General features: G+C 59.6%; 23 protein-coding genes and 1 tRNA gene. 14 read left to right on the top strand and 10 right to left on the bottom strand.

Features of this window, described 5'->3' with window-relative positions; translation table 11 throughout:
- Nucleotides 1-126: 126 nt before the first annotated feature.
- The 3 genes from ACR0D8_RS02885 to ACR0D8_RS02875 are packed head-to-tail and all read left to right on the top strand — an operon-like array spanning nt 127 to nt 3,721.
- Nucleotides 127-894 carry a VWA domain-containing protein gene (locus tag ACR0D8_RS02885; RefSeq protein ID WP_480644494.1) on the top strand — a complete coding sequence of 256 codons (768 nt, stop codon included), beginning with the start codon at nt 127-129 and terminating at the stop codon, nt 892-894.
- On the top strand, nt 810-2,411 hold the full coding sequence (locus tag ACR0D8_RS02880; RefSeq protein ID WP_480644493.1) for a VWA domain-containing protein: 1,602 nt from the start codon (nt 810-812) through the stop codon (nt 2,409-2,411). Before ACR0D8_RS02885 ends, ACR0D8_RS02880 begins: the two co-directional genes overlap by 85 nt.
- Complete coding sequence (locus ACR0D8_RS02875) at nt 2,408-3,721, top strand: hypothetical protein (protein WP_480644491.1); 1,314 nt, start codon at nt 2,408-2,410, stop codon at nt 3,719-3,721. Before ACR0D8_RS02880 ends, ACR0D8_RS02875 begins: the two co-directional genes overlap by 4 nt.
- Before the next feature lie 162 nt (nt 3,722-3,883).
- On the opposite strand, the gene ACR0D8_RS02870 is transcribed toward ACR0D8_RS02875, so the two are convergent.
- A tRNA-Ser gene (locus ACR0D8_RS02870) sits at nt 3,884-3,973 on the bottom strand.
- Nucleotides 3,974-4,175: 202 nt separating this feature from the next.
- On the opposite strand from ACR0D8_RS02870, the gene ACR0D8_RS02865 reads away from it, so the two are divergent.
- From ACR0D8_RS02865 to ACR0D8_RS02830, 8 genes are all read left to right on the top strand, one after another.
- Complete coding sequence (locus ACR0D8_RS02865) at nt 4,176-5,363, top strand: SPOR domain-containing protein (RefSeq protein WP_480644490.1); 1,188 nt, start codon at nt 4,176-4,178, stop codon at nt 5,361-5,363.
- A 16-nt stretch (nt 5,364-5,379) separates the two neighbouring features.
- Nucleotides 5,380-6,546 carry a D-alanyl-D-alanine carboxypeptidase family protein gene (locus ACR0D8_RS02860; protein ID WP_480644489.1) on the top strand — a complete coding sequence of 389 codons (1,167 nt, stop codon included), beginning with the start codon at nt 5,380-5,382 and terminating at the stop codon, nt 6,544-6,546.
- Nucleotides 6,543-7,169, top strand: a complete 627-nt coding sequence (gene tmk / locus ACR0D8_RS02855; RefSeq protein ID WP_480644487.1) for a dTMP kinase — start codon at nt 6,543-6,545, stop codon at nt 7,167-7,169. The genes ACR0D8_RS02860 and tmk overlap by 4 nt, the downstream gene beginning before the upstream one ends.
- Before the next feature lie 7 nt (nt 7,170-7,176).
- On the top strand, nt 7,177-8,298 hold the full coding sequence (locus ACR0D8_RS02850; protein ID WP_480644485.1) for a DNA polymerase III subunit delta': 1,122 nt from the start codon (nt 7,177-7,179) through the stop codon (nt 8,296-8,298).
- On the top strand, nt 8,295-9,101 hold the full coding sequence (locus tag ACR0D8_RS02845) for a TatD family hydrolase (protein WP_480644483.1): 807 nt from the start codon (nt 8,295-8,297) through the stop codon (nt 9,099-9,101). The genes ACR0D8_RS02850 and ACR0D8_RS02845 overlap by 4 nt, the downstream gene beginning before the upstream one ends.
- Complete coding sequence (locus tag ACR0D8_RS02840) at nt 9,098-9,895, top strand: MBL fold metallo-hydrolase (protein WP_480644482.1); 798 nt, start codon at nt 9,098-9,100, stop codon at nt 9,893-9,895. Before ACR0D8_RS02845 ends, ACR0D8_RS02840 begins: the two co-directional genes overlap by 4 nt.
- A 63-nt stretch (nt 9,896-9,958) precedes the next feature.
- Nucleotides 9,959-10,891 carry an AEC family transporter gene (locus tag ACR0D8_RS02835; RefSeq protein WP_480644480.1) on the top strand — a complete coding sequence of 311 codons (933 nt, stop codon included), beginning with the start codon at nt 9,959-9,961 and terminating at the stop codon, nt 10,889-10,891.
- A 71-nt stretch (nt 10,892-10,962) separates the two neighbouring features.
- Nucleotides 10,963-11,661, top strand: coding sequence for a CbiX/SirB N-terminal domain-containing protein (locus ACR0D8_RS02830; protein WP_480644479.1), 699 nt, complete (start codon nt 10,963-10,965; stop codon nt 11,659-11,661).
- Between the two features lie 61 nt (nt 11,662-11,722).
- Here ACR0D8_RS02830 and ACR0D8_RS02825 read toward each other — a convergent pair whose 3' ends face one another.
- From ACR0D8_RS02825 to ACR0D8_RS02805, 5 genes are all read right to left on the bottom strand, one after another.
- Nucleotides 11,723-12,745, bottom strand: coding sequence for a diguanylate cyclase domain-containing protein (locus tag ACR0D8_RS02825; protein ID WP_480644477.1), 1,023 nt, complete (start codon nt 12,743-12,745; stop codon nt 11,723-11,725).
- On the bottom strand, nt 12,742-13,329 hold the full coding sequence (locus ACR0D8_RS02820; protein ID WP_480644476.1) for a heme NO-binding domain-containing protein: 588 nt from the start codon (nt 13,327-13,329) through the stop codon (nt 12,742-12,744). The genes ACR0D8_RS02825 and ACR0D8_RS02820 overlap by 4 nt, the downstream gene beginning before the upstream one ends.
- A gap of 121 nt (nt 13,330-13,450) precedes the next feature.
- Nucleotides 13,451-15,010, bottom strand: a complete 1,560-nt coding sequence (locus tag ACR0D8_RS02815; RefSeq protein WP_480644475.1) for a trimethylamine methyltransferase family protein — start codon at nt 15,008-15,010, stop codon at nt 13,451-13,453.
- 120 nt (nt 15,011-15,130) lie between these two features.
- Nucleotides 15,131-15,823 (bottom strand): HAD family hydrolase, encoded by a 693-nt coding sequence (locus ACR0D8_RS02810; protein ID WP_480644474.1) that lies wholly within the window; start codon nt 15,821-15,823, stop codon nt 15,131-15,133.
- 25 nt (nt 15,824-15,848) lie between these two features.
- Nucleotides 15,849-16,133: a DUF3572 domain-containing protein gene (locus tag ACR0D8_RS02805; RefSeq protein ID WP_475159200.1), complete on the bottom strand. Its 285-nt coding sequence runs from the start codon at nt 16,131-16,133 to the stop codon at nt 15,849-15,851.
- Between the two features lie 88 nt (nt 16,134-16,221).
- On the opposite strand from ACR0D8_RS02805, the gene ACR0D8_RS02800 reads away from it, so the two are divergent.
- Nucleotides 16,222-17,622, top strand: a complete 1,401-nt coding sequence (locus ACR0D8_RS02800) for a diguanylate cyclase (RefSeq protein WP_480644472.1) — start codon at nt 16,222-16,224, stop codon at nt 17,620-17,622.
- Nucleotides 17,623-17,630: 8 nt separating this feature from the next.
- On the opposite strand, the gene ACR0D8_RS02795 is transcribed toward ACR0D8_RS02800, so the two are convergent.
- The 4 genes from ACR0D8_RS02795 to ACR0D8_RS02780 are packed head-to-tail and all read right to left on the bottom strand — an operon-like array spanning nt 17,631 to nt 19,535.
- On the bottom strand, nt 17,631-18,104 hold the full coding sequence (locus tag ACR0D8_RS02795; RefSeq protein ID WP_480644470.1) for a periplasmic heavy metal sensor: 474 nt from the start codon (nt 18,102-18,104) through the stop codon (nt 17,631-17,633).
- Nucleotides 18,101-18,454 (bottom strand): hypothetical protein, encoded by a 354-nt coding sequence (locus tag ACR0D8_RS02790; protein WP_480644469.1) that lies wholly within the window; start codon nt 18,452-18,454, stop codon nt 18,101-18,103. The genes ACR0D8_RS02795 and ACR0D8_RS02790 overlap by 4 nt, the downstream gene beginning before the upstream one ends.
- Nucleotides 18,447-19,061 carry an RNA polymerase sigma factor gene (locus tag ACR0D8_RS02785; RefSeq protein WP_475159191.1) on the bottom strand — a complete coding sequence of 205 codons (615 nt, stop codon included), beginning with the start codon at nt 19,059-19,061 and terminating at the stop codon, nt 18,447-18,449. The genes ACR0D8_RS02790 and ACR0D8_RS02785 overlap by 8 nt, the downstream gene beginning before the upstream one ends.
- 6 nt (nt 19,062-19,067) lie before the next feature.
- Nucleotides 19,068-19,535, bottom strand: a complete 468-nt coding sequence (locus ACR0D8_RS02780) for an EF-hand domain-containing protein (RefSeq protein ID WP_475159190.1) — start codon at nt 19,533-19,535, stop codon at nt 19,068-19,070.
- 223 nt (nt 19,536-19,758) lie between these two features.
- Here ACR0D8_RS02780 and ACR0D8_RS02775 point away from each other — a divergent pair, with 223 nt between their 5' ends.
- Both ACR0D8_RS02775 and ACR0D8_RS02770 read left to right on the top strand, forming a co-directional pair.
- The gene (locus ACR0D8_RS02775) at nt 19,759-20,157 is read left to right on the top strand and encodes a DUF983 domain-containing protein (RefSeq protein ID WP_475159188.1); all 399 of its coding nucleotides are present in this window, start codon (nt 19,759-19,761) and stop codon (nt 20,155-20,157) included.
- Nucleotides 20,158-20,182: 25 nt separating this feature from the next.
- The gene (locus tag ACR0D8_RS02770; RefSeq protein WP_480644467.1) at nt 20,183-20,884 is read left to right on the top strand and encodes an NUDIX hydrolase; all 702 of its coding nucleotides are present in this window, start codon (nt 20,183-20,185) and stop codon (nt 20,882-20,884) included.

Here is a 20,884-nt window from a genome sequence, read left to right as displayed (position 1 = left end):
GTCACTGCAATCCGAACCCCCTTTTTCCGACAGTTGACAGTGGCAGCGGGTGCCACGCCACAGGCGGGTGCTACAGTGCTGCACCGGAGCAGAGTTCAGATCATCACTACACTAGTGGTCTGGACAATGATCGTGATCGGTCTGACACACCCTCAACGGCTTGGCGATCCTGTTGTGATTGAAAAATCCGCCCGCGATGTTGTTCTTGCCGTTGATATCTCAGGCTCGATGGACCAGCGAGATTTCATAGGTGAAAATGGACAAAGGATGCAACGCTTGGACGCTGTCCGCGATGTGCTCAAAACCTTTATCACCGAACGCGATGGTGACCGAATTGCCCTGATCGTCTTCGGTACGCGGGCCTTTGTGCAGGCCCCTTTCACTGAGGATCTGCAAAGCCTGGAGGAGTTCCTTGATCAGACACAAGTGGGCATGGCCGGGCCGAACACTGCGATTGGAGATGCTATCGGGTTGGCGATCCGTATGTTTGACAGCAGCGAAGTTGAGGACCGCCTGATCATCTTGCTAAGCGATGGTGCAGACACCAACAGCCGGGTCTCTCCGGTCAACGCCGCCGAAATCGCCTCTGACAAGGGCGTTGTTATTCAGACGATCGGCGTCGGTGACCCTGAAGGAACAGGTGAAAACTGGGTAGATCTGACAGCGTTGGAGGATATCGCAGCCCGCACCGGCGGCGCCTTCTTTTTTGCCGATGACAGCGCCGCCTTGTCGCTAGTCTACGAGCAGATCGACGCCATGGCACCACGGATCGTCGAAGAAACCAGTTATCGCCCGACCTTTTCGCTCGTTTGGGCAGTGAGTTTGTTTGCTGCCTTGCTGGGCATAGGAACACTTGTTGCTCTGCTCGCTTCACGGACTTTGAGGCGGGCATGAACAGTTTTCTTGATGCCTTCCACTTCCTTCGCCCTGTCTGGTTGCTGCTTTTGCCGGTTATTGGGCTACTTTGGTACATCGCAAGGCACGGTCCCAAACAGGACAAACAAGACATCCGGAATTTCGCCCCGCATCTGGCAGAGGCTTTGCAAGTTGGATCAAACACCTGGCGGCGTGTCCAACCAGTCGACAGCGTTATGCTCTGTTTGAGTCTGCTGGCAATCTCCGCGGCTGGTCCTTCATGGAATCGTATCCCAAACCCGCTGATCGCGGAAACCGCATCACTAGTGGTGGCGCTCAAGGTGACGCATTCGATGGAGGAAACCGATCTCGCACCCTCTCGGTTGGATCGCGCAAGGTTCAAAATCCTAGACCTAATCGCCGCGCGGGCTGGCGGGCGCACTGCGCTTGTGGCCTATGCAGGAACTGCACATCGGGTCGCACCGCTAACCGAAGACCCCGATATTCTGCGCCCTCTATTGCAAGGGTTAGACCCCAAGGTAATGCCGGCGGAAGGGGATGATGCCGCCGCCGCATTGGATTTGGCCCATGGAATTTTGGAGGCTGCGGAAACACCCGGAGCGATCCTCTTTGTGCTGGACGATCTTGATCCGGCAATGGTCGCGGCATTCATAAATAGCGACCCCGAACAACCGCCAGTGGCGATGTTGGTTGCCGTGCCTTCCGATCAAATCCCCGCCCAGATCACCGGGCTCACAGGCGTTTCGGCTGTTGGATTAACTGCCGATGACCGGGACATCGTGCAGATTGAACGGCAGTTAACCTCGGTTCAACAAGCGGCGCAGCAGAACGATGAGCGTCTGGATTGGGATGATCGTGGCTGGGTGCTGCTATGGCCTGCTGCATTCATTGCGTTGCTGTGGTTCCGCCGGGGCTGGACCATGCGCTGGGGCGCCGCCATCACTGTTATCACCACGCTTCAGTTACCGGGAAGTGCACATGCCGATGGATGGAAGGATTGGTTTCTGACACCTGATCAACAAGGACAGATAGCCTTTCAAAACAAGGAGTTTACACAAGCCGTCGATTTGTTCGCTGACCCGATGTGGAAAGGCCACGCATTGTTGCGCGCAGGCCGCTATGAGGAAGCCACAGAAGTATTCATCGGGTTGGACAGTGCCGAGGCAGCATTTTCCGAAGGTCTGGCACGGATCGGAAACCGTGAATACCGTGCCGGTGCACGCGCCTTTGAAACCGCGCTGGACCTTCAGCCTGATTTTCCTGCCGCCGCCAAAAACGCCGAAATCGCCTGGGCTATTGTCGAACAGGTCGAAACTACTCGCGAGCAATCCGACACCGGCGAGGAAAGTGGCATCGGGGCAGACGACATGACATTCGACAACGCAACTCAACGCGGAGTAACCACGCAGGTCGACGCGCCAATGGACGAGGCAACTGGGCTCTCTCCGGACCAATGGATCGACAGCATCGACACCGAGATGGGGGATTTCCTCCGCAGCCGGTTCCTCTACGACAATAGCGAGAAAGGTACATGATCCGCATTTTGATCGCGATATCCTTTCTATGCTGTGCGGTCAGCGACGCAACCGCGCAAGACCCACGCATTACAGCCGAGTTGGAAAGCGACAGCGCAATCGTCGGTCAGCCACTGCTGCTGCGAATTTCTATCCTTGTACCAACATGGATGCCCGAACCGCCGGTCTTTCCAGCAGTCGAAGTTCGATCGTTGCTGGTTCGCCAACCCGAGCGAGCTTCAGGGCCCATCAGCGAAATTATAGAAGGGGAAACCTGGTCGGGCGTACGCCGCAGCTATCGCCTCTACCCGCTCGCGGCTGGCAGCTATTCCCTACCGCCGGAAAACGTAACTATTACCTATGCCAACCTGGACACAAATGAGCCGGTGACATTCTCTGGCTCCATTCCCGAACTGACTTTTGCTGCCACCATCCCCGACGGGGCATCTGTGCTCGATCCGCTGGTCATCGCCAGCGGGTTCGAACTTCAACAACAGATTGACGGAGATACCGATCTGTCTGTTGGTGGGGCCGTGACGAGGACCGTTACAGCAAAAATCACAGGCACTTCGCCAATTATGATCCCTCGCCTAACTCCCGCACCCGAGGGAGAAAGCATGCGTGCCTATCCAAAGGATCCTCAAATCGACGAGAATGAGGACCGCGGTCTGTTGGTGGGGACGCGCACTGAAATAACCGCTTATGTCGCTCAGAGCGAAGGGGACGTCGCATTGCCGGAAGTGTCGATCGATTGGTTCAACATCGAGACAGGACAGTTGGAAACCGCGACGTTACCGATTATTGAAGTATCTATTCGCAGCGCTGCTTCTGGCAATGCAGAAGACGCAAATGCATGGCACTTGACTAAAGTGTTTTGGCTTGTGCCGGGATTGATCGCATTTATCGCAGCAGCGATCTGGGCGTTTTCAGCGCGTGTAACATCGCTACTGGCGGCATTAAAAACGCGCGCTGTCCAAACCGAATGGTACGCCGCGCAATCGTGTCTCAAAGCCATCTCGCGCCATGATTTGACGACTTTGTCAACTGCATTTGCCGAGTGGAAGAAACACTATCCCGGCGCTTCAGAACAAAGCTTCTCGGTACTGCTCGATGGGATGACCTCAATTGGCAGGGCACGGTTTGGAGCAAATACAGAGGAAACCACCGCGAACTGGCGTGCGCTACGTTCCGGGTTCTCAACTACACGCCGCCGGATACGGCGTGATACCAGTCGCGCTCGTCGGCAGCCGCAACTGCACCACTTAAATCCGAAATGGTCGGGTAGTTCGACCCGCTCTCCAACCGCAACAGCCTTCACCAAGGCGGGTTAACACGACGAGATCAAATCCAACCGGAACTAAAAAAGGCGTTTGGATCATTGCCTTCTTGACCTGTTCTATGTCGCGCACTTAACACCCGTTCCCAACGGTGTTGTGGCCGTGGGCTAGCAGAGAGCTCCAATCAAGACGGAATATAGTGAGACTGAATATGAGTGGCGGGGAGACAGGGATTCGAACCCTGGGGACGCTCTCACGCCCAACGGTTTTCAAGACCGCCGCATTCGACCACTCTGCCACCTCCCCGCGTGGGGCCGGGTCTACGGTGAACTGGAAACGGTGGCAAGAGCAAATAGGGAAATCTCGCCGAAGCCTGCGCAGCGCTCTTTCCATGACACCCCGCCCACGTTATGCTTTGCAGGAAAGACCGTATCAGTCCGGCATGACAGAACCGGCGATCAGCGGTGGGGTTCAGGAAACGAGACCCCTTCAGGCAAGGGATGACAAAATGAAACGAGCGACTGAGACACGCGTCAATCCGCGATCTTTGGCGGCTTTGGCCTTGGCCCTTTCAGTTTTGGCCGGATGCGACGAAACATTGTCTTCGGGGGATGCCTTGTCAGAGGCGGAAGGCGGTGACGCACAGAACTCCGACACTCAGAACGGCAGTGTTGAACTTTTCCCGATTTCCACTGGTGGCCCGCAGGAAACGGTTGAAGCGCCAGAGGTCTTTCAGGTGACCGAGGCCGGGTTGTGGGACGGGCGCCCGTCCCTTGGCGGTATTTGGGTGGCCCACCCGGACGTGACGCAGCCGGAACGGGTTGCAATCAAAAATACATCCAACAACAAGACCGTGAATGGCGCGCTATTCCGGCGGGAAAGAAACCTGCCGGGTCCGGCGCTGCAACTGTCATCGGCCGCTGCGGAAAAGCTGGGTATTCTTGCCGGATCGCCGACAAAAGTGCAGGTTATCGCGCTAAGGCGCAAGCCGGTTGAAACGGAAGAGGTCGAGCCGGAAGAGGCCCAATCGACCGAAACCGCAAGTAGTGAAGAGACCGCTCCGGTCGAAGATGCCCAGCCGCAGGAAGCCGCGGCGGAAACAGCCTCGGCCGATACGGAGAATTCCGAGAAGCCGGCCAAGCGGAAGTGGTGGCAAAAGAAGGAACCGGTCGCCGCTGCGGGCGTCGCTGCGGCGGCAGCCGAACCAGCGGCTGAGGCCACGACGGAAACGGTCGAAGAGGTAGTGGAAACGGCTGCACAGGCTGCGCCGACCGCGACACTTTCCGATCCGACGGTTACGCCACCTGCGGAAAAACCGACAAAACGGAAATGGTGGCAAAAGAAGCGCTCCGACGAGATCACGGAAACAACCCTCGACCCGATTGAGGGCGCGGCAGCAGCCATTGATGCGGCAGAGCCGGCACAGGCCAGCGCCGCCACCGCGGCTGCGACCTCTGGTTCGATCAACAAGCCATTTGTCCAGGTCGGAACCTTCAATGTCGAAGCCAACGCCAACAGTGCGGCCGCAAAAATCCGGCGCAATGGCATGACTGCCAATGTACGCGAGTTGAAGACCGACGATAAGACGGTCTGGCGCGTTCTGGTTGGACCTGCATCAACCCGTGCAGAACGCAACGCCCTGCAAAGCGACGTGAAGGACCTTGGCTTTACCGACGCGTTCACTGTCAAAAACTGAAACTAAGGAGGCCGCCGTGCTATCCTCGCTGCGATCATCTGTTTTGACCCTTGGGCTGGCGCTTTTTGCACTGCCTGCTCATGCCTTCGATACCCAAGCCCGCGCGGCTTACGTGATGGACCAGACAACCGGCACGGTTCTTTTGTCCAAAGAGGCGGACCAACCTCTTCCTCCGGCCTCCATGTCAAAGCTGATGACGCTTTATGTGGCCTTCGAGGCCCTGCGTGACGGCCGGTTGACGCTGGATGAAACGCTGCCCGTTTCGGAACACGCGATGAGCTATGGCGGCTCGACCATGTTCCTGAACACGCAGGATCGTGTGCGGGTCGAGGATTTGTTGCGCGGCATTATCGTCCTGTCGGGCAATGATGCGTGCGTTGTCATCGCCGAGGCGCTGAGCCCGGACGGAACCGAAGCCGGGTTTGCCCGCTATATGACACAGCGTGGCAAGCAAATGGGCATGGATCACTCCAACTTCGCCAATTCGAACGGCTGGCCCGCTGCGGGACATATGATGTCGGTTCACGATCTGGCCGTACTGGCGGATCGGCTGATTACGGACTTTCCGGAATACTACCCCCTCTTCGCCGAAGAGGAGTTCGAGTTCGACGGACGCGCACCATCGAACAAACGCAACCGTAATCCGCTGCTGAAATTGGGGATCGGTGCGGACGGGCTGAAAACCGGCCATACGCAAGAGGCCGGTTACGGCCTAGTTGGATCGGCCAAGCAAGGCGACCGCCGGGTGATCTTCGTTCTCACCGGCCTCGACAGCACCGCCCGTCGCGCAGAGGAGGCTGAGGCCGTGGTTAACTGGTCGTTTCGAAATTTTGTCGAGAGGACAGTTGCCAGTGCGGACACGCCGATAGCCGAAGCGCAGGTCTGGATGGGCGCCGACAAGTCCGTGGGTCTGGTTCCGGAAGAAGACCTGTCGCTGCTGTTCCCGGTGCTGGGTGACAAGAATATTCAGGCCGAAGTGGTTTATGACGGCCCCGTCAATGCGCCGATCGCCAAGGGCCAGCAACTGGCCGAACTGGTCATCAAGCCCGAAGGTCTGCCGGAAATCCGCCGTCCGCTGCTGGCCGCCAATGACGTCGCATCCGGCGGGTTTGTGGTACGGATGATGACCGTCGGCGGCATAGTCCTGACCGATGTCATCGGCAACCCGTTGGATTTGATGTGACGAGCACCGGGTTGTTTCTGACCTTTGAAGGCATCGACGGATCGGGCAAGTCATCACAGGCGAAAATGCTTGCCGCGCGTTTGCGTCAGTTGGGATATGATGTCGTTCTGACGCGCGAACCCGGCGGGTCGCCGGGTGCCGAAGAAATCCGCCGTCTGGTCCTGGAAGGTGACCCGGATCGCTGGTCGGCCGAGACGGAAATCCTGCTGTTCACCGCCGCCAGACGAGATCATCTGGAGCGGACGATTGAACCGGCGCTTGCCGAGGGTAAAGTGGTCATCTGCGACCGTTTTGCGGACAGCACGCGAATGTATCAGGGCCTGTCGCGCGGTGACCTGCGCGGGCTGGTCGACCAGTTGCACTCTCTCATGATCGGGCGCGAACCGGACCTGACGGTTCTGATCGACATGGACCCGCATACCGGCCTGACCCGGGCCAAGGGCCGTCAGGGCACGGAAGAACGGTTCGAGGATTTCGGGCTGGACCTGCAACAGAAAATGCGAGCGGGTTTTCTGGCCCTGGCCGATGAATTTTCCAGCCGCTTTCGGGTGATCGACGGCAACCGGGACATGGACAGCGTTGCGCAGGATGTGACAGATATCGTCTTGCAAGCATTGCGATAGACGATTGATGAGCGACGATACCCCGACCCCGGATCAGGCACCCGGTGCCCCCCATCCGCGCGAAACGCAGCACCTGTTCGGACAGAACGAGGCTGAACAGGCGTTTCTGAGCGCCTATACCTCGGACCGGTTGCACCACGGGTGGTTGCTGACCGGCCCCCGAGGTGTCGGCAAAGCCACGCTGGCGTGGCGTATCGCGCGATTTCTGCTGGCGACACCAGCGACCGGGGATGAGGGACTGTTCGGCGCTCCGCCGCCCCCCGAAACGCTGGTGATTGACCCGGATCACCCTGTCGCCCACCGCATTCTGGCAGGCGCTGAACCGGGGTTGGCCGCGATCACCCGGTCACTGAACGACCAGGGGCGGCTGCGCAATGAAATCGTCGTGGACGATATCCGCAAGCTGGGGAAATTCTTTGGCCTGTCCGCCGCCGATGGCGGTCGTCGCGTTGTGATCGTCGACACCGCGGACGACATGAATGTCAGCGCGGCCAATGCCCTTCTGAAGATGCTCGAAGAACCCCCGGCCCGCACAACGCTGCTGCTGATCTCACACCAGCCCTCGCGCCTTTTGCCGACGATCCGGTCACGGTGCCGAACGCTTCGCCTGTCACCGCTGGGTTCCGAGGATATGCAAGCCGCCCTGAAACAGACCGGGGCGGAGTTGCCGGAACAGGCCGATCACCTTGCGGCTCTGGCGGCCGGATCGGTGGGCGATGCCGTGCGGCTGATCAATCTGGGCGGGCTAGAGATTTACGCCGAACTCATCGCCATTCTGGGAACCCTGCCCCGGATGGACCGCCAGCGTGCACTGGCCTTGGCTGAAGCCGCGGCCCAGCGCGGTGCCGCCGAGCGGTTCGAACTGCTGCTGACCCTGATTGATGTCGCCCTGTCCCGCCTTGCCCTGACCGGCGCGACCGGCGCAGCGCCCCTGCCCGAGGCGGCCCCGCGCGAGGCGGAAACACTGGCCCGACTGTCCGCCTCTCCGCAACAGGCGCGCAACTGGGCGGAGGCCGGCGCCCTGATCACGGCCCGCGCGCGTCATGGGCAGGCCGTGAACCTTGACCCTGCCGCTCTGGTCCTAGATACGGTGTTCAAGATACAGGAAACCGCCGGTCAGAGCAGATGAGCGACACCCCCGAAATCACCGACAGCCATTGCCATCTGGACTTTCCCGATTTCGATGGCCAGTTGGACGACATCGTTGCGCGCGCCGCCGAAGCCGGTGTGACACGGATGGTCACCATCTGCACACGCCTGCGCAACGAACCCGGCGTCCGCGCCATCGCCGAGGCCCACGCGCCCGTGTTTTACGCCGCCGGAACCCACCCGATGAGCGCGGCAGATGAGCCAATGGCCACGGTGGACGACCTGGTCACGCTGTCTCAGCACCCCAAATTCGTGGGGATAGGCGAATCCGGGCTGGATTATCACTACACTGCCGAGTCAGCGGCCGTGCAGAAGCAGTCGCTGCGGGTTCATATCGAGGCCGCTCAGCGCACCGGCCTGCCGTTGATCATCCACGCCCGCGCAGCCGATGACGACATGGCGCGCATTCTGACCGAGGAATTTAGCAACGCGCCCTATTCCTGTGTGATGCACTGCTTTTCCTCGTCGGCGGAACTGGCCCGGGCTGCGCTGGATCTGGGTTTCTACCTGTCCATGTCGGGCATTGCGGCCTTCCCCAAAAGCCAGGAGTTGCGCGATATCTTCGCCAGCGCCCCGGTAGACCGCGTCCTTGTTGAAACAGACGCGCCCTACCTTGCCCCGCCGCCCTATCGCGGCAAGCGCAATGAACCGGCCTATACCGCTCACACGGCCCGTAAAGGGGCCGAGGTATTTGGGCTGAGCTACCCCGAATTCGCCGCCCAGACGCAGGCCAATTTCGACAGGTTGTTCACCAAGGCCGCGACCTATAAGGCGGCTGCATGACCGAATTGCGCTGCACCATCCTGGGCTGCGGTTCATCCGGTGGCGTGCCCCGGCTGGGCGGTCATTGGGGCGCCTGCGATCCGGATAATCCCAAGAACATACGCCGCCGTTGCTCGATGCTGGTCGAGCGTGTCGGGAGCGCAGGCACCACATCTGTTCTGATCGACACCAGCCCGGACATGCGCAGCCAGTTGCTGGACAGTGGAACCGGGCGGCTGGACGGTGTTGTCTATACCCATTCCCACGCCGACCACGTTCACGGCATCGATGACCTTCGCATGATCGTGTTCAACATGCGCGAAAGGGTTCCCGTCTGGGCGGACGGCGCCACCCAGAACGATTTGCTGGGCCGGTTCGGATATGCGTTCGTACAGCCCGACAACTCGCCCTATCCTCCGATCCTGGACCTGAAAACAATCGACGGTCCGTTCGAGGTCGACGGCCCCGGTGGCCCGATCCCTTTTCATCCGTTTAACGTCAACCACGGTTCGATCGACGCGCTGGGGTTCAGGATGGGTCGGTTGGTTTACCTGCCGGACGTCGCCGATATCTATGACGATTCCTGGCCCTTGCTGGAAGGTCTGGATTGTCTGGTCATAGATGCGCTGCGACGGTCTCCGCATCCCACCCACACCCATCTGGAAAAAACGCTCGGGTGGATCGGCCGGTTGCGGCCTAAACGGGCGGTTCTGACCAACATGCATATCGACCTGGATTACGCCACGGTCGCCGCCGAAACCGACGATTACATCACGCCTGCCTATGACGGCATGGTGATCCATCAGGCGCTGTAAGCCTCTGTTCGCACTGCCTCAAATACCGCACCCCGTCTCGGGAAACTCTGAGGGGGCCGTGACATGCTGCAAAACCTGATCGATGTCATCCTGCCGGTTTTCCTTGTAATCGGGGCCGGTTACGCATCGACCCGGCTGGGGTATTTCCGCGAAATCCATATCGACGGGTTGATGAAGTTCACGCAGGGCTTTGCCATCCCCTGCCTGTTGTTTCTGGCAATATCCCATCTGGACCTAAGCGCCAGTTTCAACCCCCGCCTGCTGATCAGCTTCTACACTGCCGCTGCCCTGTGCTTTACCGCCGGATTGTTCGGCGCGCGCCTGATTTTTCATCGAGATTGGGAAGATTGCGTTGCCATCGGTTTTTGCTGTCTGTTTTCCAACTCGGTCCTGTTGGGCCTGCCCATAACCGAGCGCGCCTATGGACCGGAAAACCTGACCGGGAACTACGCGATCATCGCCTTCCATTCCCCATTTTGCTACGGCGTCGGAATAACCGTGATGGAGGTGATCCGAAATCGCGGCCATGCCGGAACCCGTATGGTCCGGTCGGTGCTTTCGGCGATGTTCCGCAACGCGCTGATCCTGGGCATCGCTCTGGGATTTGTCGTCAACCTGTCCGGGATCGCGGTTCCTGCGGTTGTGGATGAGGCATTGGGGCTGGTGACGCGCGCGGCACTCCCGGGGGCCTTGTTTGCCTTGGGCGGTGTATTGGTAAAATACAAACCCGAAGGGGACGTGCGCGCCATAGCATTCGTCTGCGCCGTTTCCCTGATGCTGCACCCCAGCCTTGTTTGGCTGTTCGGCACATCCGTCGGCTTGCAGCAGGATCTGTTCCGTTCCGGCGTTATGAATGCGGCAATGGCACCCGGATTCAACGCATATATTTTCGCCAATATGTATGGCCGGGCCAAACGGGTCGCCGCCTCTTCGGTATTGATTGGCACAGCGGCATCAATACTGACGGTCTGGCTTTGGCTGACGCTTTTGGGTTGATATCACCGCGCCATGCATTGACTTTGACCCGCCGGAAGACACCTATCGGGAAATCAGACAGGATGATTCAAATGCCGCACGCCATAATCGTTGCACATGGGCAGCCGTCGGACCCGGATCCGGCCGAAAGGGCGTTGGCGGATTATGCCGCGCAAGTGAACGCTTTGTGCCCGGGCGTCCGCGTCAGCTCAGCCACATTGGCGGCCCCGAATGCGCTCGAAACGAAACTGGCAGGGGTGCCAGATGACACCGTTGTGTATCCGCTGTTCATGGCCAAGGGTTGGTTTGTCACAAGCGCCCTGCCCAAACGGCTGAAGAACCGCCCCTTTCCGATCCTGGACCCGTTGGGCGTAGATGCCGCGCTGCCGGCCCTAACTGCTGAAGCACTGGGGGACGCGTTGGCGGAGTTCGGGTGGTCGGCCCCTGCCACCGATCTTGTTCTGGCCGCTCATGGCTCTGGTCGCAGTCGCAACCCTTCTGCGGTCGCCACGGGGTTTTCCGAAGAATTGGAGAAACTCCTGAATTTCCGCTCCATCCAGCTTGGCTTTGTCGAAGAACCACCCTCCATAGCAGAAGCCGCAGCGGGTTTGTCAGATCAGGCGCTTTGCCTGCCCTTCTTTGCCTGCACCGGCGGGCATGTTCTGGAGGACGTGCCCCAAGCGCTGAACGAGGCGGCCTATCGGGGTAGGGTTTTGCCGGTGGTCGGCGAATTGCCCCATGTAAAGCGCCACATCGCCGAAACGCTGACCGGAGTTTTCCACGAGGTTTAGTGTAAGACGGGTGCAACAACCGTACTCACAGCACTTTTCCAATCTACCGGCCGGACATCAACTACCCGCCCGATGCCCCAGATGCACCGTTTTGCAACCGGGTGCCCGCGTACGAGGAATACAGGCAATGGCGAGACCGGCCTTTCCTTTTTGCCTGATACAGGGCCAGATCTGCGGCATGCAGGATTTCGGCGGTTTTGGGGGAATTGAACTGCGTGGACAAAGCCGTTCCGACGCTGGCTGAAATCCGGCAGATGTTGTTTTCAAAGGTCATGGGTTCTTTCAGCCTGTCGATCAACCGCGCCGCTATCGTCGATAGAATAGCTTCGTCGACCAACCCCTTAAAAATAATTACAAACTCATCCCCGCCGATGCGGGCAACGGTGTCATCGCTTCGGGTTTCTTCAACCATGATGCGGGCGGCCTGTTGCAAGACGAAATCACCGGCCGCGTGCCCGTACCTGTCGTTGACCGACTTAAAGAAGTCCAGATCCAGATGCATCAGGGCAAACGGAGAACTCCCTGAGATCAGGTGCCCCAGAAAGACATCCATCGCCCGTCGGTTTTTGAGCCCGGTCAGCATGTCTGTATATGCCTGCTCCTCTGCTGCCAACATTGCCCCCTGCAAGCGCATGTTCAGCGAGCGCGATGCCTCCATCGCGGCGGATTTGGCCTCGACCAGGTAAAGCAGTTCGATCGCAAGATCCGTTCCCGAGAAATCCGCGCTGGTCAGGTCATAATCCCGCACAGCATCCAATACTGAAATCCCGAAGGACAGGTTGATTACCGCCCCCTGCCCCTCTGGCAGCGGGGCAACCAACCCTTTGAGCGCCGTGCGCGGCGTACCGCGCAACTTGAGGCGAACCTTGGCCCCGGCAAGTGCAATCAACTCAGGGATGGTCGTCACCGTCCGCGGACGAACCAGTTCGAAGACGTCCGGAAAGCTCTGGCCCGCCATCGGCTGATCCGGGCGCAACTTCTGCAAGGTAGGCCCGACGCGCTGAATCCGCCCGTCTTTGTCCACAAGCACAAACATCGGGCAAAGCGTCTCCAGCAAGGCCGCCAGATCACCGGTATCAATCATGACTTGCGCGCCCCCAGATCAAAATGCCGCCCTTCTGCAAAGGCGCTTTCCACAAGGACAATCGAAATTACCTCGGCCTCGCCGTCCCGTCCGTCATGAGACAACATTGCCAAGGCACCGTAATCATCGGCCATGGCACGCAAAACCCCGACCATTACACTGGAATATCCCTGCAGGCCCGGGCAGCAACACAGTTGGTACTCTGTCGGCGTCACTTCCCTGAGTTCCAGTTCAGGTAGGCTGAGGTCCGAGACGGCCAGCCTGACCTGATCGGACAAGTCGTCCAGTGAATGCAGAAATTCCACGTAGCTCACGCCGCCGAAACGCAACAGCCTGCGCAAACCCTCCATTTTGGGGTGCGAGACAAGATATGTTCCCAGATCCTCCAGAACTTCGGGGCGCGGCCTGTTCAGATCGGCGCAGAGCGCATCCAGCACCCTGGTCGTCACGTCATCGTCATAGACAAGCATGGCCTCGAATTCGACGAAACCCAGATCCGCTGCTTCGGTCACGCGCAACCAGCAGGACTGCCCATAGGTCGCCCCCACAAAGGATTGTATCGCCCGATTGATCAGACCGTGCATGAAAAGCCCCAGATTGGTTTCACGCCCAATCTGGTCTGAAATTTCTTAATAAAACGCCAAAATCCCCGCGGAGGTTGCGCCAAAGACGCCAGGTATCAAACTGGAACTTCTTCAGAACAAACTAGAAATCCGTCGGCGCCCCGCCTTCGGCTTTGCGACGGGTAACAAACTCAGCCAGTTCTTCGCGAATGCCTTCGTCCAGCGCTGGAGGCTCAAAGCTGGTGATGATTTCCTTGAACATGTGATGGGCCCGTTCGGCGGTCCAGACACCCCCGGCCACGTCCCAGCCTTCGTAGTTTTTCCAGTCGCTCAGGAACGGCTGGTAAAAGGCTGTGGTGTACCGTTCCTGAGTGTGCTGAATACCAAAGAAATGACCGTCATTGCCCACCGCCCGGATAGCATCCAAAGCAATCTCGTCAGGTCCGGTCGCCGTGATTTCAGGCTGCATATAGCGTTGGATTTGCTGCAGTATTTCGCAATCCATAATAAATTTTTCCGGACTTGCGATCAGCCCGCCTTCCAGCCAGCCGGCGGCGTGATAAACCATATTCGTACCGGACTGCACAGCCGCCCACAGCGAGTTTGAGGTCTCCCAAACCGATTGCCCGTCTGGCACGTTGGCGGCGCACACCCCAGACGACCGCATCGGCAAGCCATAGTAGCGCGCCATCTGCCCCGTCATCTGGGTCGACCGCATGTATTCCGGCGTACCAAAGGCCGGAGCGCCGGATTTCATGTCCACGTTGGACGTAAATGTGCCGATGACACAGGGAATCCCCGGGCGCACATATTGGAACAGGGCAATCGCGCACAGGGCCTCGGCCAGCGATTGCGCCACGGCCCCCGCCATTGTGACCGGCGCCATCGCCCCAGCCAGAGTAAACGGCGTCACCACGATGGCCTGCCCGCGCCGTGCCAGTCGCAGACAGCCATCAATCATCGGATGGTCGTGTTTCAGCGGCGAGGTTGAGTTGATATTGGTGTACATTCGCGGGGCGGCCTCGAATTCCTCGTGACTCAGCCCGCCGGCAATCCGGACCATCTCCATCACGTCCTCGACACGCTCCTTGCCCAGCGAATAGGCGTGCATCGCCTTGTCGGTCAGCGTCAGCTTGTCATAGAGGACGTCCAGGTGACGAACGCTGGCATGGATGTCGACCGGCTCGACCGGGTAGCCGCCCGCAAAGTGGATACAGTTGAAATACTGGGTCAGCTTCAACAAATTCCGGCACATTTCCCTGGTGCCGGATACTTTCGTGCCAATTTCCATATCCCAGTAGTTCGGCGGCGACGACACATTGCCGAACAACAGATTCTTGCCACCGATCACGATCTTTCGGTCCGGGTTGCGTGGGGTGATCGAGAACTGAGACGGAGCCTTTGCAATCATCTCCATGACAAAATCCCGCCCCATCTGGACATTGTCCCCGTCGATAGTGCACCCGGCCTCTCGCAGAATACCGATGGCTTCTTCATTGTAGAACTCAACGCCGATCTCTTCGAGGATACGCATCGCGCCCTCGTGGATCGCCTCGATTCCCCCGGCATCCAGCGGTTCGGTCGGATTGTCGGTATTGACCGGAGGATTCCAGGGCATCTGGTCGATCACTGCGCTGCCGCGGCGTTCGGCGGCACCGGCCCGCCCGCCACTGCGACGTCTGCGTGTTTTTGTATCAGCCATTGGAACCTCCGGAGCTTGCTTTGGTACAAGCAAGCCCCGAAGCCGGACAACAGGCCGCTCTGTCTGCGACAACCTATGTCGGTTTCAAATCCCGAACCGCCGAATTTGACGCGCGGGCAGTCAGTTTTGTGCCAGCCAGCCGGGGATGTGCCCGATATCGGGCAAAACGACATCCGCCATCGGGGCCAGCGCGTCTTCCGGTGCCAGCCCGGTCAGAACCCCGATTGTCGTCATTCCGGCCGCGCGCCCGGCTTGCAGATCGTGCAAACTGTCGCCGACCATCGCAACCTGGCTTGGCGCGACGCCGACATGGGCCGCAAATGCCAGCAGTTGCCCTGGACCCGGCTTGAACCCGTGACCGCTGTCATAGCCGGCGACGAAATCGAAATGGTCGCGAATACCAACCGACGCCAAATGCCGCAGCGCGGGCATCTCGCCATCATTGGTGGCAACCCCCAGCTTGAAACCCGCCTGACGCAACCCGTCCAGAAACGGCACCAGCGGAACCGCCGGGGCCTGCGGCGCAGAGGCCGATTCCGTGTTCAGAAGGTCGATCAGATCCGCATCTGACAATTCCGGCATGTGGGGTGCCAGCACCTCGGCGACTTCTTCGACGGTTCCGGCTATGACGATGCTGTCCGGGGCATAGACAAGCTGTTCCAGATCGAAACCGATGACGCGGCCCAGCTCGGTTGCACGCGCGATATCTCCGCCAGACAGCCGCAGCAGCAGGTTGCGTCCGAACGCCCCCCACGTGTTGGCAAAGTCAAACAGGGTTCCGTCCTTGTCGAACAGGATCGCGTCGATGGGCATTGCATGCTCCTGCAAAGTTGTTGGGTCAGGTCCAGTGAACATCCGCACCCCCGGACAGAACCGCGCGGGCCTGACCGGGCAGTTCGTAAGGCACGGAATTGGCGTCACAAAAGGCGACTACCCACGAATCGTCAAGCATCAGAAACTCAAGCACTGACCCCAGGAACTCAGGCTCGGCCGCCCTGTCCCGCAATTCGCCCGCCGATGCGCCGGTCGACCCCAGAAAAACGGGCAGCAATTCATCGTTCCCGACCAGCCAACCCAGAACATTCAGGGCCAGCGTTTCAGCGGATTGGGCAGAGATTGGCATAAATGTGACCCCGGATCGGTATTTGGAAAGGGTTTGTTAACCAGACTCATAAACACTTTGGCAACGCATGCAATCAACGGTGACTGATATGTCCGTGCAGGGTACTATCCTTGTCCTCGACGGGACTTCGACCAATCGCATCATGTTGAAGGTTCAGCTAACGGCGGCGTGGTATCACGTCGTGCAGGGTGAAAGGCTGAGGGACCTCGATGGGCTTTTGCGGCGCGTGAAACCCGATCTGGTGCTGACTTCGCACAGCCTGCCGGATGGCACGGCTGCAGATGTCAAGCGGCTGGTCACCGCCGACCCCGACCTGACTGACGTTCCCGTGGTTGCGATTGCTCCGCAGAACGACAAGGCGGCCAGACTGAAGGCTCTGGCGGATGGTCTGGACGACGTTCTCGCTCATCCGTTCAAAGACACGTTTCTGCTTGCCCGGGTGCGCAGCCTGCTGCGGGCGCGCGCTGAAGCTCAGGATTTACAAGCAAGCAACGGAGCGCAACCCGTCGGCTTTGCGGAACCCGCCGCGCCCCTGGTCACGCGCCCCGAGGCGGCCCGGGTTGCGATACTGACGCAGACGTCGCGTACAGGTGCCGCTTGGCATAAGGCCCTGTCCAAAAACGCGCGGCACCAGTTCAGCACACATGCTCCGACAAACCTTCAGTCTCTGCTGAGCGGGCCGGTGCCGGACGCCATCGTGATAGAACTGGGCGCAAGCCCGTCGGAATTGAACCTGCTGGCCGACCTGAGATCGCGCGGGGCAACGCGGCACACCGTTCTGATCGGAATTCTGGAAAGCGAGAATCCCGATCTGGCGTCCGAGGCGCTGGATCGCGGGGCGGATTCAGTGTGTGTCGGCTCTTTCTGCGCCAAAGAGACCATGTTGCGGCTGGAAAACCAGATCGCCCGAAAGGCGCGGGTCGACCAGATGCGGGCCTCGTTGCGTCGCGGTATCGCCCAATCCTGGGTGGACCCTCTGACCGGGTTGCACAATAGGCGGTACGCGATGCGTGCCCTGGACAAGATCGCCCTTCAATCTGCGCAGACCGGACGGGGTTTCGCGGTGATGCTCGCCGATCTGGATCACTTCAAGGCGATCAATGACAGGTTCGGACATACCGGCGGTGACCGGGTGCTGGCCGAAGCGGCCGCACGGATGCAACAAACCGTCGGGGCCGCTGGTTTCGTTGCCCGCATCGGAGGAGAGGAGTTCATGATTGGGCTCTCAGACACCACTCAGGACAAAGCGGTCAAACTCGCCAAAAAGCTATGCAAGTGTATCCGTCAGAGACCGTTCGACCTGCCCGACGCGCCGGTCCCGATACCAGTCACCATCAGTATCGGCGTGATCGCAACCCGCCCCGGGCAAGCCCCGCATTCGTATCAGCCCGCGCCATTGGAACGCCTGATAAAGTCAGCAGATACTGCTCTTTATGCCGCAAAATCGGCCGGGCGCAATCAGGTGCGGGTCAGGCAGGCCGCAGCATAAGACGGGGGTCAGTCCCTTTTCTTTCGCCAATGCGACCGGCGATGCACCACATCCTCCAGCCGGTCGGCATACAATTGCCGCTCATCGTCGCTCATCTCGGTAACACGGGCCAGCCACTTCTCCTGCAGGGCTACCTGCATGTCGGCCATCGATTGCGCCTGTTGCTGCAGCAATACCTGAACGGCAGCCGGGTCAAAGGGTTCGGCCCGCAAGGCCGCGCTGAGCGCCTGAAAGTCGGCCGATCTGAGTTTGGCACCCTTCTGATGCCGATCAGATAGTTCACCACGCAGGGCTGTTCGGTCATCCTTTGGCAACGCACGGTACAGGGCCGAACCGAATCCGGGTGGCGCCTTGCCGTGATCGCCGCCTTTGACCCGGTACACGGTGCCCAGTGCAACTCCGACGATCAAAAGGTTCAGGGCCAGCGAAATGGTCAGCAGAACCGATATCCACCTTCTTTTTGGCTTGGGATTATCGCTCATTCCGCGTCCTCCAGAAAAGTAGTGTCCAGACCCAGGTCTGCGACGACAAAGCTGACATCCTGCGCGTAGATATACGCCGCCGGATCAGGCAGAAACTCCGGTGCCGAAAACCCGATCCAGACGCCTGCGGCACTGGCTGCGACCAGCCCGCCCATGCTCTGCCAGCCGCCGATCCCGTCAAGCACGCGCGCCCATGCTGAACGGCGCGGCCGCGTTTTCGACGACACCCGTTCAAGGCGCACGGCCTCGGCATCCGTCAGAATGCGCACCGCAAGATCGTCCGGCAACTCGGGCCGGTTTTGCCGAGCCTGGGCAAACAACTGATCCAGTTCCGTATCGTTTTCAGCCATCATCATACCCCAGTTCGTGTCGCCGTCCGGCCAGTATGGCCGTCAATGCCCGCTTTCCACGTGCCGTAAGACTTTCCACCGCTTCGGTCGAAATGCCCATGATCCCTGCTATCTCGGGGTTGGGCAATTCTTCGATATGCCGCAAGACCACGGCCTGTCTCTGCCGCTCGGGCAGTTGCGACAACGCGACCTGAAGCGCATCCTTGCGCGCCATGTCCTGCATTCGTTCCGCCACACTAGGCTCAGCGTCTTCCGGTTCCGGCACATCCGCCAGCCTGTCGGGGCGTTTCCTGCGTCTTGCGTCCACACAAAGGTTCAGCGTGACGCGATACAACCATGTCGAAACCTTGGCCTGTCCGGAAACCCAGTTCGGAGCCATTTTCCACAACCGCATCATCGCTTCCTGCGTCACGTCTTCAGCCTCGGCCCGGTTCCCCAATATGCGCAGAGCCACAGAAAAACTGCGCGGACCCAGACGGTCCGTCAGCATGCGCGCAGCAACGGCATCGCCTTCGGCAAACCTCCGCAGCAGCGTTTCGTCACCGAAATCGTCCGCGGCACTGCGCGCGCCGCGAACATCTTGTATCGGGGAGGTCAGATCCTCCATCCTTCATCAGCTGTCGTCAGAGCCCGCCTTGTCGCGCTTTTTGTGATGCCGGCCCATCCTGTCTTTTGCATCGGCAAATTCCTGTTCCGAGATCGACCCGTCGTTATCTGCGTCGATACGGTCAAACATCTTGCCAGCACGCCGCGGTTTGGGCAACTCGTCCTCGGTCAGAAATCCGTCCTCATTGGCGTCGTGCCGTTCGAACATCTTGGTCACGCGATCATTGACCTTCTGCTGACCGGCGGCCTGCATTTCCTCGACACTCAACTGACCGTCGCCATTGGCATCGGCATCAGCGAAACGCTGATTCCTGTGGGCCTGCAGTTCTTCACGCGTCACCTGGCCATCGCCATTGGCGTCCAGTTCCTGAAAGGTCACCGGTTCGCGATCCCTGGGCCCGGCAGCCAGAACCGAGGTGCCTGTGATGGCCAAAGCCGAGATCAGGATGGCCGGAATGAATTTGGCGCTGTTCATATCGTATTCCCTTTGTTTTTGCGGCCCTTTTGCCGCTGCTCACATAGGTTAAAACGGTCAGGATGGCGGGTTCCGTCGCGAAAATGGCAAAAAAAATTCCCGGCGCTTTGCGTTCAAATTCAGGGGGTCCGGTGATTTGCTGCGGCGCAAAGCGACGCACCCCCCTTTTCTGCGGGGCAAAACAAGCGCAATATCCCCCGAAATCGAACGCGCGAGTATCAAAATGACAGATCAAACGATCGACACTACGACCGAGAACGACCGCCCGACCTGGCCAGCGCTGGTCAAAGGGTTCCGTTGTCGCTGCCCGAAATGCGGCGAAGGCAAGCTGTTGCATGGCTACCTGAAGGTGAATGACAGCTGTGCCAAATGCGGTCAGGAGCTGTTTCATCACCGGGCGGATGACGGCCCGGCCTATCTGACCATTTTGTTGGTCGGTCACCTGCTGGCCCCGGCCCTGCATGTGACATATGTGGAATGGCGTCCCGAGCCGATGACCATGTTCCTGATCTTTGCCATTGGCTGCACCGCCTTGTCGCTGTTCCTGCTGCCGCGCATGAAGGGGGCTGTCGTCGCCTATCAATGGGCACGCCGCATGCACGGGTTCGAAAAAGCGCAATGATCCGGGCGGACGGGTCGCGCTGCGCATGACCGAAGATAAATCAGCGATACGGGATGCAGCGACGATCATCGTCCTGCGCGACCGTCTGACCGAACCATCGATCCTGATGGGACAACGAGGCGCCAAAGCTGCGTTCATGCCGAACAAGTTCGTGTTTCCGGGCGGTGCCGTGGATGCAACAGATGCCGATGTGACCCTGTCCACCGGGCTTCCTGCCCTGTGCAACGCCCGGTTGGCCGAGGACTCACAACCTGCATTGCAGACCGCGCTGGCTGCTGCGGCGATCCGTGAGTTGTGGGAGGAAACCGGTCTGGTTCTGGGTGACCCCGGCGAATGGCAGGGCCCCCTCCCCGACAACTGGCAGAGCTTTGCGTCAATGGGGTTTCAGCCTGCGGCGCGGGCCTTGCAATTTGTGTTCCGCGCCGTGACCCCGCCGGGCCGCTCGCGTCGCTTTGATGCACGGTTCTTTCTGGCGGATGCGCAGGCGATTCAGGGCGATCTGGACGATTTCAGCCGCGCGTCTGACGAGTTGTCCCATCTGCAATGGGTCCCGCTCGACCGGGCGCGCGATCTGGACCTGCCATTTATCACCGAAGTTGTTCTGGCCGAAATCGCCGCGCGGATCACCAGCACCGAGCCACCCGACACAGTGCCGTTTTATCAGCACAATCAGGAAGCAAGCCTGTTTCTGCAGCTCAAAGGGTACCCGATGCCCGAAACCGACTGA

This window comes from Ruegeria sp. BG10 (assembly GCF_056538575.1).
Note: the sequence above shows the minus strand (reverse complement) of the source record. Positions and strands in the feature narration are given on the sequence as shown.

Bases quoted from the DNA above. Each gene is read 5' to 3' on its own strand.
- ACR0D8_RS02885 (WP_480644494.1), top strand. From the start codon at position 127: ATGATCGTGATCGGTCTGACACACCCTCAACGGCTTGGCGATCCTGTT.
- ACR0D8_RS02875 (WP_480644491.1), top strand. From the start codon at position 2,408: ATGATCCGCATTTTGATCGCGATATCCTTTCTATGCTGTGCGGTCAGC.
- ACR0D8_RS02865 (WP_480644490.1), top strand. From the start codon at position 4,176: ATGAAACGAGCGACTGAGACACGCGTCAATCCGCGATCTTTGGCGGCT.
- ACR0D8_RS02850 (WP_480644485.1), top strand. From the start codon at position 7,177: ATGAGCGACGATACCCCGACCCCGGATCAGGCACCCGGTGCCCCCCAT.
- ACR0D8_RS02845 (WP_480644483.1), top strand. From the start codon at position 8,295: ATGAGCGACACCCCCGAAATCACCGACAGCCATTGCCATCTGGACTTT.
- ACR0D8_RS02840 (WP_480644482.1), top strand. From the start codon at position 9,098: ATGACCGAATTGCGCTGCACCATCCTGGGCTGCGGTTCATCCGGTGGC.
- ACR0D8_RS02835 (WP_480644480.1), top strand. From the start codon at position 9,959: ATGCTGCAAAACCTGATCGATGTCATCCTGCCGGTTTTCCTTGTAATC.
- ACR0D8_RS02830 (WP_480644479.1), top strand. From the start codon at position 10,963: ATGCCGCACGCCATAATCGTTGCACATGGGCAGCCGTCGGACCCGGAT.
- ACR0D8_RS02825 (WP_480644477.1), bottom strand. From the start codon at position 12,745: ATGATTGATACCGGTGATCTGGCGGCCTTGCTGGAGACGCTTTGCCCG.
- ACR0D8_RS02820 (WP_480644476.1), bottom strand. From the start codon at position 13,329: ATGCACGGTCTGATCAATCGGGCGATACAATCCTTTGTGGGGGCGACC.
- ACR0D8_RS02815 (WP_480644475.1), bottom strand. From the start codon at position 15,010: ATGGCTGATACAAAAACACGCAGACGTCGCAGTGGCGGGCGGGCCGGT.
- ACR0D8_RS02810 (WP_480644474.1), bottom strand. From the start codon at position 15,823: ATGCCCATCGACGCGATCCTGTTCGACAAGGACGGAACCCTGTTTGAC.
- ACR0D8_RS02805 (WP_475159200.1), bottom strand. From the start codon at position 16,133: ATGCCAATCTCTGCCCAATCCGCTGAAACGCTGGCCCTGAATGTTCTG.
- ACR0D8_RS02800 (WP_480644472.1), top strand. From the start codon at position 16,222: ATGTCCGTGCAGGGTACTATCCTTGTCCTCGACGGGACTTCGACCAAT.
- ACR0D8_RS02795 (WP_480644470.1), bottom strand. From the start codon at position 18,104: ATGAGCGATAATCCCAAGCCAAAAAGAAGGTGGATATCGGTTCTGCTG.
- ACR0D8_RS02790 (WP_480644469.1), bottom strand. From the start codon at position 18,454: ATGGCTGAAAACGATACGGAACTGGATCAGTTGTTTGCCCAGGCTCGG.
- ACR0D8_RS02785 (WP_475159191.1), bottom strand. From the start codon at position 19,061: ATGGAGGATCTGACCTCCCCGATACAAGATGTTCGCGGCGCGCGCAGT.
- ACR0D8_RS02780 (WP_475159190.1), bottom strand. From the start codon at position 19,535: ATGAACAGCGCCAAATTCATTCCGGCCATCCTGATCTCGGCTTTGGCC.
- ACR0D8_RS02775 (WP_475159188.1), top strand. From the start codon at position 19,759: ATGACAGATCAAACGATCGACACTACGACCGAGAACGACCGCCCGACC.
- ACR0D8_RS02770 (WP_480644467.1), top strand. From the start codon at position 20,183: ATGACCGAAGATAAATCAGCGATACGGGATGCAGCGACGATCATCGTC.